The organism is Nitrobacter sp., assembly GCF_047149785.1.
GTDB lineage: Bacteria > Pseudomonadota > Alphaproteobacteria > Rhizobiales > Xanthobacteraceae > Nitrobacter.
Genome location: NZ_BAAGBE010000001.1, coordinates 3,384,677 through 3,399,229 on the forward strand (window position 1 = coordinate 3,384,677; position 14,553 = coordinate 3,399,229).

Here is a 14,553-nt window from a genome sequence, read left to right on the forward strand (position 1 = left end):
GACGGCTCGTCGCAATGCCACGCTCGCGACAAAACGCCGCGTTGGGGAATGGGATGAGAAAACGGGGTGACAAAGGGATCAGTTGCTCTGGTCCGCAGACTCGCCGGCGCTTACGGCGCGGCGACGGTCGATAGTAGCGGGATCTCAGGCTGAAAGAAACCTCTCGCTCGCGGCTGCGGCATGGCTATTGCCTGGCAGCGGGGGCGGCCAGAACCTGACGGCAATCCGCAGGCAGTTGCGACAGCGTGATCGGCGGCTTCGGCTTCGGGGGCACCTTCGGCGGCTTGGGATGCAGCACGGCGTCGCTGAACCAGTAGGCCAGATCGCGGGCGCTGCACCCCTCATCCTCCTTCGGCGGGGGCTGGGGTTCGCACTCGGGATTGCCCGGCGGGCACTTGATGCGGATATGGAAGTGGTAGTCGTGGCCGTACATGGGACGGATCTTCCAGAGCCAGCCGCGGTCGCCTTTGGCCTCTCGGCACAACGCCTTCTTGATTGCGGCATTGACGAAAATGCGTTCGACCGACGGCTCCTTCGCTGCATCGCGGATCACGGCAAGATGGCTCGGCGTCCAGGCACGGGGATCGATGTCGAGACGATCCTTGCGCACCATCATGACCGCCGACATGTCCTCGCGCTCGTTGCGCGACAGCAGCCGGTTCGGCATCGGCGTCAGCCAGACGTCGGCATCCAACCCGATCTGGTGGCTGGCATGACCGGTGATCATCGGCCCGCCGCGCGGCTGCGCCATGTCGCCGATCAGAAGCCCCGGCCAGCCGGCGTCCCGGTGCACCTTGGCCGACAACCGCTCGAGCAGCGCGACCATGGCGGGATGGGCCCAGTTGCGGTTGCGCGACAGTCGCATCACCTGCCACGTCGGCCCGGTGATCGGCAGCGCCTCGGCGCCGGCGATGCAGCCCTTGGCGTAAAAGCCGATGACGTGCGGCGGGCCGGCCGTGGGCAGCAGCTTGCGGCCAAACAGTTGCTTGGCGGCGAGCGTGGGATCGTCGGGATCGGCCAGCGGCGGCAACGGCTTCGGGTGCAGCGTGCCCTTGGTCTGCGCGAAGGCGCCGGTCGCCAGCGCGCCGCCGCCCAGGACGGCGACAACAGAGGCCAGAAGCAGGGAGAGAATCGCGCGGATGGTCATGACCGGCGATTCTATAGCGTTTTCGCGAAGCCGCGGCCACAATGGTGGTTCCGCCGCGCCGCCGCCATGACGGCCGCAGCCGGTTGCATTAAGAGCCTGTTTGGAAAGTCACCGGACACCTCCCGGCCGTTCCCGGACGCAGCGCAGCGTGAAACGGTGCGCTGCTGAGCCGGGGTCTTTCGCGAGGTTTTCTGCAACGATCCCGGGTCTGCGCAGCGTCTCGTCGTGCCGCAGTGCGCCCGGGGCACCCGGAAAGCGCACTTTTCAAACAGGCTCTAAGAGGGGACGGAAGGCGTGTGCCCCAAGGCTCCGCTATCGCTTGCGCGTCGTTTTCTTCGATGTGGAACGCTTCGCGGCGTTACGCTTGCGGGTCGCCGCCGCCTTCCTGGCCGAGCGCGACCGATCGGCTGCCGAACGTGAAGCCGCAGCCTTGCCGCCGCGCGGCCCGCCGATGCGGCCGCCGCGTTTCGAAGACACCTTGGTGGTCTTGCGGCCGCGGCCCGAGCCGCTCTTCTTGCCGCCGCCGCTTTCGCGGTTCACGGTGGCCCATGCCCGCCGCTCGGCCTCCTTCTTCTTCAGGCCGCGCTTCTCGTAGCCTTCCTCGATGTGCAGCGCTTTTCGCTTCTGCTTGTCCGTATAGCTCGACTTGTCGCCGCGCGGCATGATGCCTCTCCCGGTTGCGTTTCGATGGACTCGAAACGCTCGGCGGTTGCGGGGGTTCCGTTTGGGCGGGTGAACTCAGGCGATGCTCAGCTATCTGCCGCCAGCGCGGTCGCGGCCTGACGCGAAGCGTCAGCTATCGACCTTCAGCGCGGCGATGAAAGCTTCCTGCGGAATGTCGACCTTGCCGAACTGCCGCATCTTCTTCTTGCCTTCCTTCTGCTTCTCCAGAAGTTTGCGTTTGCGCGAGACGTCGCCGCCATAGCACTTCGCGGTGACGTCCTTGCGCAGCGCGCGCACCGTCTCGCGCGCGATCACCTTGCCGCCGATCGCCGCCTGGATCGGAATCTGGAACATGTGCGGCGGGATCAGTTCCTTCATCTTCTCGACCATGGCGCGGCCGCGCCCCTCGGCGCGCGAACGATGCACCAGCATCGACAGCGCATCGACCGGCTCGCCGTTGACGAGGATCTGCATCTTCACGAGGTCGGCCGGCTTGTAGTCGGTGAGATGATAGTCGAACGAGGCGTAACCCTTGGAGACGGACTTGAGCCGGTCGTAGAAATCGAACACCACTTCGTTGAGCGGCAGATCGTATTTCACCATCGCGCGCGAGCCGACGTAGGTGAGTTCCTTCTGCGCGCCGCGCCGTTCCTGGCACAGCTTCAGCACGCTGCCGAGATAGTCGTCGGGGGTGAGGATGGTGGCCTCGATCCACGGCTCCTCGATCTCGGCGATCTTCACCACGTCGGGCATGTCGATCGGGTTGTGAATCTCGATCTCGCCGCCGTCGGTCAGCTTCATCTTGTAGATGACGCTCGGGGCGGTGGCGATCAGGTTGAGATCGAACTCGCGGCTCAAGCGCTCCTGGATGATTTCCAGATGCAGCAGGCCGAGAAAGCCGCAGCGGAAGCCGAAGCCGAGCGCGGCCGAGGTTTCCATTTCAAAGGAAAAGCTGGCATCGTTGAGGCGCAGCTTGCCCATCGCCGCGCGCAGCGTCTCGAAGTCGTCGGCATCGACCGGAAACAGGCCGCAGAACACCACCGGGATCGCCGGCCTGAAGCCGGGCAGCATCTCCGTCACCGGCTTGCGATCGTCGGTGATGGTGTCGCCGACGCGGGTGTCGGCGACTTCCTTGATCGCCGCGGTGATGAAGCCGATTTCGCCGGGGCCGAGTTCATCCACCTGCTGCATCTTCGGGGTGAAGAAGCCAACGCGCTCGACATCGTAGGCGGCGCCCGTGCCCATCATCCGGATGCGGCTGCCCTTCTTCATGACGCCGTCGACGATGCGCACCAGCACGACGACGCCGAGATAGACGTCGTACCAGCTATCGACCAGCAGCGCCTTGAGCGTGGCGTCGCGGTCGCCCTTCGGCGGCGGCAGGCGGGTGACGATGGCCTCCAGCACATCGGGCACGCCGAGGCCGGTCTTGGCCGAGATCATCACCGCATCGGAGGCGTCGATGCCGATCACGTCCTCGATCTGCTGCTTCACCTTGTCGGGCTCGGCGGCCGGCAGGTCGACCTTGTTGAGGACAGGCACGATCTCGTGATTATTGTCGAGCGCCTGATAGACGTTGGCGAGCGTCTGCGCCTCGACGCCCTGGCTCGCATCCACCACCAGCAGCGAGCCTTCGCAGGCGGCGAGCGAGCGCGAGACCTCGTAGGCGAAGTCGACGTGGCCGGGCGTGTCCATCAGGTTGAAGACATAGTCCTTGCCGTCTTTGGCCCGGTATTTCAGCCGCACGGTCTGCGCCTTGATGGTGATGCCGCGCTCGCGCTCGATGTCCATGGAGTCGAGCACCTGCTCCTTGCCCGCCATCTCGCGATCGCTCAGGCCGCCGGTCATCTGGATCAGGCGGTCGGCCAGCGTCGACTTTCCATGGTCGATATGGGCGACGATGGAAAAGTTGCGGATGTTTGAAATGGAGGCCGCCCCCTGCTTCCGGAGTTCGTCAGACATCGCGGCAACCTCTAGCACGAACTTCGGAAGTCAGGGGGTGCCGCCTCCTCGAAGCGAGGAAACTCAATCGGCGGCACTGATCACGGGCTGGGTAGATAGCATTGGCACCTCGCCCATCCAAGGGTTGAATGACCGTTGCCATCGCGAGGATCGTCAGGAATTCGCGGCCGAATCAGGCGTTTCAGAGGTGTTGAGCGGCGGCGGGTCCGGCTGCACCAGCCGGACGGAGAGAATCACAGTCATGGCGACCACGCCCAGCAGCCAGTCTTCCCACAGCCCAAAGTTGACCAGCGTTGCTCCCGCGAAAGCCGACAGCGCAGCCATGAAGAAGACGATCTCTGGTCGCGTGTCATTCCAATACCGGGCCACGCCGGCGCACATGGTCAGAATGACCAGTGCGGCGCCAATCACTCCGAATTCGAGCAGAATCTGCAATTCGACGTTATGAGTGTGAAGGTTGGCGAACGTCTGCGGGATCGTCGTCGTGTAATGCTTGTAAAGAACCGGATCGCCCAGCGTGTGTTCCGCATTGAATCCGAAACCGGTCCACGGCCGTTGCCAGAAAAAATCGGTATAATACGCCCAGATTTGCATTCTCGCGTTGGCATGAAAGGCTGCAAGGCGCTCGCCGATGTTGAGCGACAGCAGATGGCTGTCAAGCTTGCCGAGTACCAGGGCTGTCGCGAAACCGAATAACACGATCAGGAACGGAAAAAGAACCGCCGCGCGTTTGTGGAAAGAGCCTAAAGCGACCGTGACGAGCGCCGCCAATATGGCGATACCCGATGCTCCGCTGCTTGACGAAAAAACGAGCGCTGCGGCGACCGCAACCAGCAGAGCCGCCGCCGTTTTCCGGCCGGTCAGGACAAGCCATCCGGCCGCGGGCCATACCGTCAATGCGATGGCAAAGGCGGAGCCGGTCTTGTCGGGCTGCATACCCTCGCGACAGCAATGGATCAACGTCCGGGCGATTCCCGAGGTGAGAAGGTTGAACACTGCAAACGCGACCGCAATAATCGTAGCGACAACGAGCCACGGGAATATTCGTGCCTTGGGGATGGTTCGTAGCGCACCTGAAACGGTGATGGCGGTGGCGATGTAAAGCGCAATCGTCAGTGAGCGCGTGAGGGACCGATGCAGGTCTGGCGCCCAAAAGGACGAGAGCAACATCCAGCCGGCGATAAGACAGGCGAGTTTTCCCGACCATGTCCGACTGGCAGAAATCCAGACGTCCCTCATGGCCGCACGGGCGCCCGGCGCGACAAGCGCGAGAAAGATCAGCGCCGCGACGGCGATAGGCAGCGTATTTTGCGGCAACCGGTAGCGGATCGTGGTGGCGATAGCGACCGTTGTGACAATCGCGATGAGAAAAATTTCGGCGATCTTGCGCCAGCTTGGCCGATCGGTTGCCCGCGTCATTCCTAGCCTGATAGACTGTTGTTCCAGCTAAGAGCTGCGTATAGCACCCTCTGCGGTCAAACCCAAAATCCGGGGTGATGAGTGCAATTGGTCTTTCCAGGTTTCGAGAGAAAGGTGCGGCGTTTCGCGCAGCGTGCTGTCGGCTCGCTGTTTCGTCTCCGACGTGCCGCACCTTTCCAGATCCGACAGGTCAATCGGATTCTCTTGGTGCGAACCGACAAGATCGGCGATGCCATCGTCTCCACGCCGGTTCTGCAGGCGCTTCGGCAGCGTTATCCGGACGCACGCATCGATGTCGTGCTGGGCCGGCGTAACCGTGCGGCCGGTTCTTTGCTTCCGTTCAAGGACAGAATTCTGGTGGCTGAACGCGGCGCGATGAAGATGCTGTCATTGATCCGCAAGTTACGCGCGGAGCGTTATGACCTCGCCATCGATATGCTGCCAAGCGACTCGGTGACCGCGGCGATCGCGACCGCCGTTTCCGGTGCTGCGATGAAAATCGGTTTCGAGGATAGCGCGTCGGCCTTTTACAACGCGGCCGTGCCGCATCCTGCAGGGCTTGAGCATCATGTTCCGCGTCTGTTGCGTCTGCTGACGCCTTTGGGCGTCGTCGTGACGCCTGATCAGGCGCTGCCATCGATTGCGCTGCCGGCTTCGTCCTGTGAGACAGTCCGCGCTCTGCTCGCGGAATGGCGGGTTTCGCAGGCGCCTTTTATCCTCATAAATATCTCCGGCTCTTCGCCACGCAAATTCTGGGGCGTTCAGAATTTTGTCGCGTTGGCGCGGGGGCTGGCACGCTTGAATGTCGAAATCGGGTTGCTTTCGGCGCCTGCCGATGGGGGGCTGTTGCAGCAGATCGCTGCCGAAGCCGGAGTGCGTTCAATCCCTCCAATGCCGCGTCTGGAGGATTTCTCCGCATTATTGTCCTTCGCCGATCTCGTCGTCAGCCCCGACACGTCGATCGTCCATATCGCCGCCGCGCTTGGTAAACCGGTGGTCACGCTGACCGGACAAGGCGACCTTGCGACCGAGTGGGCCCCCTGGGGCGTGCCGTATCGGGTGGTGACCGGTCCCGGGCTTATCCCGGACATCCCGGTCGCCGAGGCTCTTGAAGCGGTGCGTTCGCTGGCGAAAGAGGTGCTGCCGGTGGAGGCGGGGGTTACGTAGTCTTTCGCCAGCTAGAGCGTTTTCAAGCGAAGTGGCTACCGGTTCGCTTAAAGAAAACGCGTCAGATCAAGAACATAGAGCCCCGCTTCTGATTCCACCAGAAGCGGAAAGGCTCTAGGTCGATCGCAAATCGCTTTCGGCCTGAAAACGCCAGGACCGGCCTCAATCACCCTCGCCGAATTTGCTGCTGACGAGATCGGCGATGGCCTTGACCGCTTCGGCAGCTTCGGCGCCGGTTGCGGAAACGGTGATGGTTGTGCCCGGTCCTGCGGACAGCATCATCAATCCCATGATCGAGTTGCCGCCGACGGTCTCGCCGTTGCGCGTCACGCTGACGTCGGCATTGAAGCGCTCGACCATCTGCACGAATTTCGCGGACGCCCTCGCATGCAGGCCGCGCTTGTTGACGATCGAGATTTCGCGGGAGACCGCGCCTGCGGGAGATGTCTTCTTCGCCGCCTGCGCGTCGTTCGACGAAACAGTGTCGTCCGGCTGCCCGGTCATTTCCCGGCGAGCACCCGGCTGGCGATCGTGACGTATTTGCGCCCGGCCTCCTGCGCCATTGCGATGGCGTCGGGCAGCGTGCGTTCCTCGCGCACCTTGGCGAGCTTGACCAGCATCGGAAGATTGATTCCCGCGAGCACCTCGACCTTTGGTCGGCTCATGCAGGAGATTGCGAGGTTCGAGGGCGTACCGCCGAACATGTCGGTGAGAATGGCAACGCCGTCGCCGCTGTCGACGCGGTTGACGGCTTCGATGATATCGCCCCGACACAAGTCTGCGTCGTCTTCGGCGCCGATGGTGATGGCTTCGATTTGCTTTTGCGGGCCCATTACGTGTTCGAGCGCCGCCTTGAATTCATCGGCGAGGCGCCCATGGGTCACAAGTACCAGACCAATCATTGAAAACTCCTCGCGGGTGCCCTTGGTGCACCGCACGAACCGGCCACTTTGACCATCCGGAGCCCTCATGCAAGGGGGGACGGCGGGTTTTTCCCTGAAAAGGGCCGCTCAGGAAGCTCGTCTATTCCGTAGCTTTAGCGGGATTCATATGGTTATCAAATTCCTCCGGGCAATCGGCGGCGGGACGCGGGTGGCCGCAACCTGGGACAGTCGTCAGCGCGGCGAGCGTCACTGGAAGGGGCGAAAAAGCGGCCGCGACCGGGATTCGGGCCAACTCGATCCCGAATAGGGTGGTTCGCAGCGCGTCTGGCGGCGGCAGGCGCTCGGCATCGGGCGCGTCGAGATCGACGACGAGGCCGACCGGAGCCTCCGCGACAAAGGCATGCCGGCGAATGCCGAGCCCGCGGATTTCCAACAGCCCCTCGAGTTCAGGATGCGGCCTGACGAGGAGGCAATCGCGGGCCGGCTCCAGGCAAAGGCGGTCATCTCCGACCAGCGTCGCCGGCGGGATCTGGCCGCCGCGGCCGGCCAGGATGAGATCGAAAGCAAGACGCGACTTGCCCGCCCCGGAAGGCCCCCGGATCAGAACGGCGCGATCTCCGACCAGCACCGCGGAGCCGTGGATCGTCGGACCTGAACCGGACGACGCGGTCATGTTGCCGGAAGGCGGACCACGAAGCGGGCGCCTGCGATCCGCGTGTCGCCATGCGCATCGGTTGGGCCGGGACGGTTTTCGGCCCAGATGCGCCCGCGATGCGCTTCGATGATCTGCTTGGAGATCGACAGGCCGAGACCGGAGTTCTGGCCGAACCCCTGATGCGGCCGGTCGGTGTAGAAGCGCTCGAACACGCGCTCCAGCGCGTCGGGTCTGATGCCCGGCCCGTCGTCCTCCACCACGATTTCGATTTCGGATTTCAGGCGGCGGCATACGATGCGCACACGGCCGCCGGATTTCGAGAACGATTGCGCATTGGTCAGGAGGTTGGAGATCACCTGGCCGAGCCGCGAGTCATGCCCCGGCACCGAGAAGGTATCGGCTCGATTGCCTTCGAAGCGCACGTCGACGCCGACGTCGTGGCCAAGCTTGGTTTCGTTCGCGACGGAGGTCAGCGTGGTCAGCAGACGCCGGACATCGACCGGGGCCACGTCCTGGCGCTGCAATTCTGCATCGAGACGGCTTGCGTCGGATATGTCGGAGATCAGGCGATCAAGCCTGCGCACATCGTGCTCGATCACTTCGAGCAGGCGGTGGCGGCTGGTCTCGGTCTTCGCGAGCGGCAGCGTCTCCACCGCCGAACGCAGCGAAGTCAGGGGATTTTTCAGCTCATGGGAGACATCGGCGGCGAAAGTCTCGATCGCCTCGATGCGGTTGTAGAGCGCGTCGGTCATGTCGCGCAGCGCGCCGGACAGGTGGCCGATTTCATCGCGGCGGCGGGTAAAGTCGGGAATCTCGATGCGCGTCTTGATGCGGCGGCGAACCCGCTCCGCGCCGTCGGCGAGCCGCCGCACCGGCCCGGCGATCGTGCTGGCCAGCAGCAGCGACAGCACCATCATGACGACCACGGCGACGCCGAACACTTTCAGAATCGCCAGCCGTTCCGCGGTTACCATCTGATCGATGTCGTCGCCTTGCGTGGACAGCATCAGCGATCCGAAGATGGTGGCGCGCGGCCGCTCCACCGGAACCGCGACCGAGACGATGATTTCGCCGCGGTCGTTGATGCGCACCATGCTGGACTTCTCGCCCTTGAGCGACTGCGCGACCTCCTGATAACCGTTGCCGTTCTCGGGGCCGAGCTCGCGGTAGAGCGGAAGATCGCCGCGGTTGAGCCAGGTGCGGATCGCGATCATGGTGCGCTCCAGGAAACCGGGTTTGACGTCGGTCGGAGGCGGCAGTTCGAAACGTATGACGTCGCCGCGACGAAAAAGACTGCGGCTGTCGAGGATCAGCACCCCGTCGCGATCGTAGATGCGCGCGCGGGTCTTGGTCGGAGAGATCAGCCGCCGCAGCACGGGAGCGACGCGCTCGGGATTGATGGGAAAATCCAGGCCGGAGAATTCGTCCGGCGCGCCATAGCTTTCGCCGGGCTTGAGATCGAGCAGGCGGTCGGGGTCGACCGTGATGGTGTTGGTCTCCACTGTCGCCGAAGCGGCAATGGCGCTTGCGATGATCTCGCCCTGCACCAGCAGGCTTTGCGCGCGCGCGTCGATCAGGCCGGCGCGGAACTGCGACAGATACAGAATGCTGGCCGCCAGCGCGATCAGGCCGGCGAGATTCAGCGACACGATGCGGCGGGTTAGGCTCGAAAAACTGAGCGTAAAAAGAAACTGCCCGGCGCGGCTCAGCCACTCCCGCGGCCGCCGCCAGCGCGGCGTCGGCTCGACATGATCGGCAGGGGCTTCCGTCGCGAGGACCTGCGAGGTGTCCTCGGTGGTATCCGGATTGAGATCAGGCTGCGTTCGATCAAGCAATGACTGAAACTGCCCGGTTATCGGTCCCACATTTCACTATTCACTATCGTCATTCCCGGCACTTCGCGTTCACGCTGAGGATGCATCCATGCCGACCAACGTTTCGCCGCCGCGCCCGAGCCCTGCCTCGGATGTGAACCGCGCGTCGGGAAGGCTTGCCCCAAGCATGAATCGGCTCGCGGGCTGCGCACCCCGGAGTGGCAGTTTATCAGGTTTCCTTGAAGCGGTAACCCACGCCGTAGAGGGTTTCGATCATTTCGAAGTCGTCGTCGACGACTTTGAACTTCTTGCGCAGCCGCTTGATGTGGCTGTCGATCGTGCGGTCGTCGACATAGACCTGATCGTCGTAGGCGGCGTCCATCAACGCGTTGCGGCTCTTGACGACGCCGGGACGGGTCGCCAGTGCCTGCAGGATCAGGAATTCGGTGACGGTCAGCGTGACGGGCTCGTTCTTCCAGGTACAGGTGTGGCGCTCCGGATCCATGCGCAGCAGGCCGCGATCGAGCGCCTTGGCGTCGGTCTCCTTGGGAGTCGCCGCCGGGTCTTTCGGACAGGAGCGGCGCAGTACCGCCTTGACGCGTTCTACCAGCAGCCGCTGCGAGAACGGCTTGCGGATGAAGTCGTCGGCACCCATCTTCAGACCGAACAGTTCGTCGATCTCTTCGTCTTTGGAGGTGAGAAAAATAACCGGCAAGTCGGATTTCTGACGCAGCCGTCGCAGCGTTTCCATTCCGTCCATGCGCGGCATCTTGATGTCGAGGATCGCGAGATCGGGCTGACTGGTGCGGAAGCCGTCGAGTGCCGACGCACCATCGGTGTAGGTCATGATGCGATAGCCTTCGGCTTCGAGCGCGATCGAGACCGATGTGAGAATGTTGCGGTCGTCGTCGACCAGGGCAATTGTGGGCATATATGCCTGCTTTCCGAAGCGGATGGCGAGAGGCGAATGATTCGACCGTCTGCCGTTGGAGTGGCTCAAAGAACGCAGTCAACGAGCAATGCAAGCTGGGCTGAAGTGTGACCGAGTTCCCGGAAACGCGCGAGAGGCGCCACCGTTCCGTAACTGTTCAACTATCCGCTTTTAGCTTGGAAGGGTGGTTTTTTCAAATGGAATTGAGGACTTAGCCATGCAGCCGACCGCCAATTTCACAGCCTCGAATCTTGCCCGATCGCTGTTGCGTCGCAGCCGGCAGGGCGCGCTCGCAACCCTCATGCCAGGCACCGGCGACCCCTATTGCTCCCTGGTCAACGTTGCAAGTCATTACGATGGCTCACCAATTCTTCTGATATCGCGGCTTGCCGTCCATACCAAGAATGTGATCGCCGATGCCAGGGTGTCGCTGATGCTGGACGAGCGCGCCGAGGGCGATCCGCTGGAAGGCTCGCGGATCATGGTCGCGGGAACCGCCGAGGAAGCCAGCGGGGAACTGAGGACGACGCTGCGGCGGCGCTATCTCAACGCCCATCCATCGGCGGAATCCTTCGCCGATTTCAATGATTTTTCGTTCTTCCGGATCCGGCCGACGGGCGTTCATCTGGTGGCGGGCTTCGGGCGCATCGTCGATCTCAAGCCCGAAAAGATTTTGACCGACCTTGAGGGCGCGGATGCGTTGCTCGAGGCCGAACAGAGCGCGATCGATCACATGAACGCCGATCATCTCGACGCGTTGAATCTTTATGCGACGCGATTGTTAGGCGCGGAAGCCGCCGACTGGCGCTGTACCGGTTGCGATCCCGATGGCCTCGACATGAGCGCCGACAAACAGGACGCGCTGCGGCTAAATTTCCCGCGGCGGATCGTCGCTCCCGGCGAGCTTCGCATTGTTTTGAAGGAACTGGCGGAGAAGGCCCGCGCCGTAAACCAGTCTTGATGGGTTTCGGCCGCATTGGACTGAACCGAGTATCAGGATCGGCCCGCCGGATCCGGCATTCATCAAAATCCGTTCGCCGGACCGAATCTGTATGGCTATACTGATATCGTGACGGCGGAGGCGGTTGGCGACGGTCGCGCCGGCGATGGGGGAGTTCGAGGAGGAATTCTCCGTGCAAGAGAGCGGCGTGCGCAACGATGACTTCGGCGCCGACAAGTTCGGCCTGAGGAATCTCAAGGCCGTCCACTGGAATCTCGGCGCGCCGCAACTCTACGAGCACGCGCTACGCAACGGCGAAGCGATGGTGAACGCCGACGGCGCGCTGTGTGCGGACACCGGCGTGTTCACCGGCCGCAGCCCGAAGGACAAGTTCACGGTGCGCGACGCGACCACCGACAAAAACGTCTGGTGGGCCGGCAACCAGTCGATCACGCCGGAGCAATTCGCGGCGCTGTATGCCGACTTCGTCGAGCACGCCCAAGGCATGACGGTGTTCGCGCAGGATCTTCATGCCGGCGCCGACCCGAATTTCGGCATCAGGACCCGCGTTTTCACCGAGCTGGCCTGGCATTCGCTGTTTATCCGCACGCTATTGCGCCCGCCGGAAACGTCGGCACTCGCAGGATTCGTTCCCGAATTGACCGTCGTCGACCTGCCGAGCTTCCGCGCCGACCCAAAACGGCACGGGGTCCGCTCGGAGAATGTCGTGGCACTCGATCTCACCCGCGGGATCATTCTGATCGGCGGGTCTCGTTATGCCGGGGAGATGAAGAAGAGCATCTTCACCATGCTGAATTACCTGCTGCCGGACAAAGGCGTGCTGCCGATGCACTGCTCGGCCAATGTCGGCCTGGCCGGCGACAGCGCGATCTTCTTCGGCCTCTCGGGTACGGGAAAAACCACGCTCTCCGCCGATCCAAAACGCACGCTGATCGGAGACGACGAGCATGGCTGGAGCCGGGACGGAATCTTCAATTTTGAGGGCGGCTGCTACGCCAAATGCATCAGGCTGTCGCGGGAGGCCGAACCGGAGATTCATGCGGCCTCGAAACGCTTCGGCGCGGTGCTTGAAAACGTCGTGCACGATAAATCCACCCGCCTGCCCGATTTCGATGACGGCTCGAAGACCGAGAACACCCGTTCGGCCTATCCGCTCGAATTCATTCCGAACGCCTCGCCGACCGGCCGCGCCGGCCAGCCCAGGAATCTGGTCATGCTGGCCGCCGACGCCTTCGGCGTGCTGCCGCCGATCGCCCGACTGACGCCGGCACAGGCGATGTATCATTTTCTGTCCGGCTATACCGCGAAGGTGGCGGGTACCGAGCGCGGCCTCGGCAGCGAGCCGCAGCCTGAATTCTCGACCTGCTTCGGCTCGCCGTTCCTGCCGCGCGATCCCAGCGTTTACGGCAACATGCTGCGCGAGCGGATCGCGAAGCACAACGTCGATTGCTGGCTCGTCAACACCGGTTGGACAGGAGGCAAATACGGCACCGGCCGCCGCATGCCGATCAAGGTCACGCGCGCGCTGCTTGGCGCTGCGCTCGACGGCTCCCTGCGCAACGTCCAATTCCGCACCGACAGGTATTTTGGATTCGCGGTGCCGACATCGGTGCCCGGCGTCGAGCCGCATATCCTCGATCCGATCAGGACCTGGGCCGACAAGGCCAAGTTCGACAAGACCGCGCGCGCTCTGGTCGGCATGTTCCGGAAGAACTTCGCCAGATTCGAGAATGACGTCGATGCCGAGGTGAGTGCCGCGGCGCCCGAGGCCAGGATGGCGGCCGAGTAGGCTCCGCACGATCAATCTTGCGAAATCATAAAGGGGTGTTCGATCCTCGCCTTTTTTAATCCCGAGTCTTCTTATTAATGCGGGGTCGTCACGTTAGAGCGTTTTCAAGCGAAGTGGCTACCGGTTCGCGTAAAGATAACGCGTCGAATCAAAATCATGGAGCCCCGCTTCTGATTCCATCAGAAGCGGAAAGGCTCCAGGTGTTTTGATACTGCTGCTTTCGACATCCTTGGCGCAAGGGAAGATGAAGACATGATCGGCAGACGACGTTTGTTGCATGCGGCGGGCGTGGGTCTGGCCGCGGCTTTTACCATGGGCCGCGCGGGCAGTGCTCAAGCCGCGGCGACTTTGCAGGAAAGATTTGTCGACGAATTGAAGCGGTTGGAAAGCGAAAGCGGCGGGCGGTTGGGCGTCACGCTGCTCGATACAGGGGCCGGCCGGCGCATTGGTCATCGGATGGATGAGCGGTTTCCGATGTGTAGTACTTTCAAGGTGCTGGCATCGGGAGCCGTTCTTCACGGCGTCGATGCAGGCAAGGAAAGTCTGGCACGACGGATTTATTTCACTGACGTCGATCTCGTGACGCATTCGCCGGAGACGCAGAAGCATGTCGGCCCGGTCGGAATGACCGTTGCCGAACTTTGCGATGCCGCCATGACGCTCAGCGACAACACCGCAGGCAATCTGTTGCTCGCAAGCATCGGCGGTCCGCAGGGCCTGACCGCCTTCGTGCGCAAGCTGGGCGACGAGGTGACGCGCCTCGACCGCACCGAAACCGAACTCAACGAGGCGGCGCCAGGCGATCCGCGCGACACCACCACGCCGAACGCGATGGCGTCCAGCCTGCGCGCGCTGGCGCTGGGCGATGTGCTGTCGGCGAAATCGCGCGCGCAACTCGCGGTATGGCTTACCGCCAACACGACCGGCGGCAAGCGCCTGCGCGCCGGACTGCCGGCCGGCTGGCGTATCGGCGACAAGACCGGAACAGGCGAGCGAGGAACGGCGAATGACGTCGCCGTGATCTGGCCGCCGGACCGGGCGCCGATTGTCATAACGGCCTTTCTCACCGGAGCGGCAGTCTCGGCTGACCGCCAAGATACGATCATGGCGACGGTCGGACGCGCGGTTACGACCGCATTCGCGTGATTTTGGGCATGACGG

At 63.0% G+C, this 14,553-nt stretch carries 13 protein-coding genes; 4 read left to right on the forward strand and 9 right to left on the reverse strand.

The window, feature by feature from the left end; genetic code table 11:
• Positions 1-184: 184 nt before the first annotated feature.
• From mepA to ACMDCM_RS15830, 4 genes are all read right to left on the reverse strand, one after another.
• On the reverse strand, positions 185-1,147 hold the full coding sequence (gene mepA / locus ACMDCM_RS15815; RefSeq protein WP_412774439.1) for a penicillin-insensitive murein endopeptidase: 963 nt from the start codon (positions 1,145-1,147) through the stop codon (positions 185-187).
• A gap of 312 nt (positions 1,148-1,459) precedes the next feature.
• Positions 1,460-1,810 (reverse strand): plasmid stabilization protein, encoded by a 351-nt coding sequence (locus ACMDCM_RS15820; protein ID WP_412774440.1) that lies wholly within the window; start codon positions 1,808-1,810, stop codon positions 1,460-1,462.
• A gap of 129 nt (positions 1,811-1,939) precedes the next feature.
• Positions 1,940-3,772, reverse strand: coding sequence for a translation elongation factor 4 (gene lepA / locus ACMDCM_RS15825; RefSeq protein WP_412774441.1), 1,833 nt, complete (start codon positions 3,770-3,772; stop codon positions 1,940-1,942).
• A 153-nt stretch (positions 3,773-3,925) separates the two neighbouring features.
• The gene (locus ACMDCM_RS15830) at positions 3,926-4,708 is read right to left on the reverse strand and encodes an O-antigen ligase family protein (protein WP_412774442.1); all 783 of its coding nucleotides are present in this window, start codon (positions 4,706-4,708) and stop codon (positions 3,926-3,928) included.
• A gap of 597 nt (positions 4,709-5,305) precedes the next feature.
• On the opposite strand from ACMDCM_RS15830, the gene ACMDCM_RS15835 reads away from it, so the two are divergent.
• Positions 5,306-6,358, forward strand: a complete 1,053-nt coding sequence (locus ACMDCM_RS15835; RefSeq protein WP_412774443.1) for a glycosyltransferase family 9 protein — start codon at positions 5,306-5,308, stop codon at positions 6,356-6,358.
• A gap of 162 nt (positions 6,359-6,520) precedes the next feature.
• On the opposite strand, the gene ACMDCM_RS15840 is transcribed toward ACMDCM_RS15835, so the two are convergent.
• The 5 genes from ACMDCM_RS15840 to ACMDCM_RS15860 all read right to left on the reverse strand — a co-directional run bounded on the left by ACMDCM_RS15840 (position 6,521) and on the right by ACMDCM_RS15860 (position 10,642).
• A complete protein-coding gene (locus tag ACMDCM_RS15840; RefSeq protein ID WP_412774444.1) occupies positions 6,521-6,862 on the reverse strand; it encodes an HPr family phosphocarrier protein in 342 nt (113 codons plus the stop codon).
• Positions 6,859-7,260, reverse strand: a complete 402-nt coding sequence (locus tag ACMDCM_RS15845; protein ID WP_292611080.1) for a PTS sugar transporter subunit IIA — start codon at positions 7,258-7,260, stop codon at positions 6,859-6,861. The genes ACMDCM_RS15840 and ACMDCM_RS15845 overlap by 4 nt, the downstream gene beginning before the upstream one ends.
• Before the next feature lie 121 nt (positions 7,261-7,381).
• Entirely contained in the window at positions 7,382-7,915 is a 534-nt protein-coding gene (locus ACMDCM_RS15850; RefSeq protein WP_412774445.1) for an HPr kinase/phosphorylase, read from the reverse strand.
• On the reverse strand, positions 7,912-9,732 hold the full coding sequence (locus ACMDCM_RS15855; protein ID WP_412774446.1) for a stimulus-sensing domain-containing protein: 1,821 nt from the start codon (positions 9,730-9,732) through the stop codon (positions 7,912-7,914). The genes ACMDCM_RS15850 and ACMDCM_RS15855 overlap by 4 nt, the downstream gene beginning before the upstream one ends.
• A gap of 208 nt (positions 9,733-9,940) precedes the next feature.
• Positions 9,941-10,642 carry a response regulator transcription factor gene (locus ACMDCM_RS15860; RefSeq protein ID WP_412774447.1) on the reverse strand — a complete coding sequence of 234 codons (702 nt, stop codon included), beginning with the start codon at positions 10,640-10,642 and terminating at the stop codon, positions 9,941-9,943.
• A gap of 217 nt (positions 10,643-10,859) precedes the next feature.
• On the opposite strand from ACMDCM_RS15860, the gene ACMDCM_RS15865 reads away from it, so the two are divergent.
• The 3 genes from ACMDCM_RS15865 (at position 10,860) to bla (ending at position 14,538) form a co-directional block, all read left to right on the forward strand.
• A complete protein-coding gene (locus tag ACMDCM_RS15865) occupies positions 10,860-11,603 on the forward strand; it encodes a HugZ family pyridoxamine 5'-phosphate oxidase (RefSeq protein ID WP_412774448.1) in 744 nt (247 codons plus the stop codon).
• A gap of 172 nt (positions 11,604-11,775) precedes the next feature.
• Entirely contained in the window at positions 11,776-13,392 is a 1,617-nt protein-coding gene (locus ACMDCM_RS15870; RefSeq protein ID WP_412774781.1) for a phosphoenolpyruvate carboxykinase, read from the forward strand.
• Between the two features lie 312 nt (positions 13,393-13,704).
• The gene (bla, locus tag ACMDCM_RS15875) at positions 13,705-14,538 is read left to right on the forward strand and encodes a class A beta-lactamase (protein ID WP_412774782.1); all 834 of its coding nucleotides are present in this window, start codon (positions 13,705-13,707) and stop codon (positions 14,536-14,538) included.
• Positions 14,539-14,553: the final 15 nt, after the last annotated feature.

Bases quoted from the DNA above. Each gene is read 5' to 3' on its own strand.
- bla (WP_412774782.1), top strand. From the start codon at position 13,705: ATGGGCCGCGCGGGCAGTGCTCAAGCCGCGGCGACTTTGCAGGAAAGA.
- ACMDCM_RS15865 (WP_412774448.1), top strand. From the start codon at position 10,860: ATGCAGCCGACCGCCAATTTCACAGCCTCGAATCTTGCCCGATCGCTG.
- ACMDCM_RS15845 (WP_292611080.1), bottom strand. From the start codon at position 7,260: ATGATTGGTCTGGTACTTGTGACCCATGGGCGCCTCGCCGATGAATTC.
- ACMDCM_RS15820 (WP_412774440.1), bottom strand. From the start codon at position 1,810: ATGCCGCGCGGCGACAAGTCGAGCTATACGGACAAGCAGAAGCGAAAA.
- mepA (WP_412774439.1), bottom strand. From the start codon at position 1,147: ATGACCATCCGCGCGATTCTCTCCCTGCTTCTGGCCTCTGTTGTCGCC.
- ACMDCM_RS15850 (WP_412774445.1), bottom strand. From the start codon at position 7,915: ATGACCGCGTCGTCCGGTTCAGGTCCGACGATCCACGGCTCCGCGGTG.
- ACMDCM_RS15840 (WP_412774444.1), bottom strand. From the start codon at position 6,862: ATGACCGGGCAGCCGGACGACACTGTTTCGTCGAACGACGCGCAGGCG.
- ACMDCM_RS15830 (WP_412774442.1), bottom strand. From the start codon at position 4,708: ATGCAGCCCGACAAGACCGGCTCCGCCTTTGCCATCGCATTGACGGTA.
- ACMDCM_RS15860 (WP_412774447.1), bottom strand. From the start codon at position 10,642: ATGCCCACAATTGCCCTGGTCGACGACGACCGCAACATTCTCACATCG.
- lepA (WP_412774441.1), bottom strand. From the start codon at position 3,772: ATGTCTGACGAACTCCGGAAGCAGGGGGCGGCCTCCATTTCAAACATC.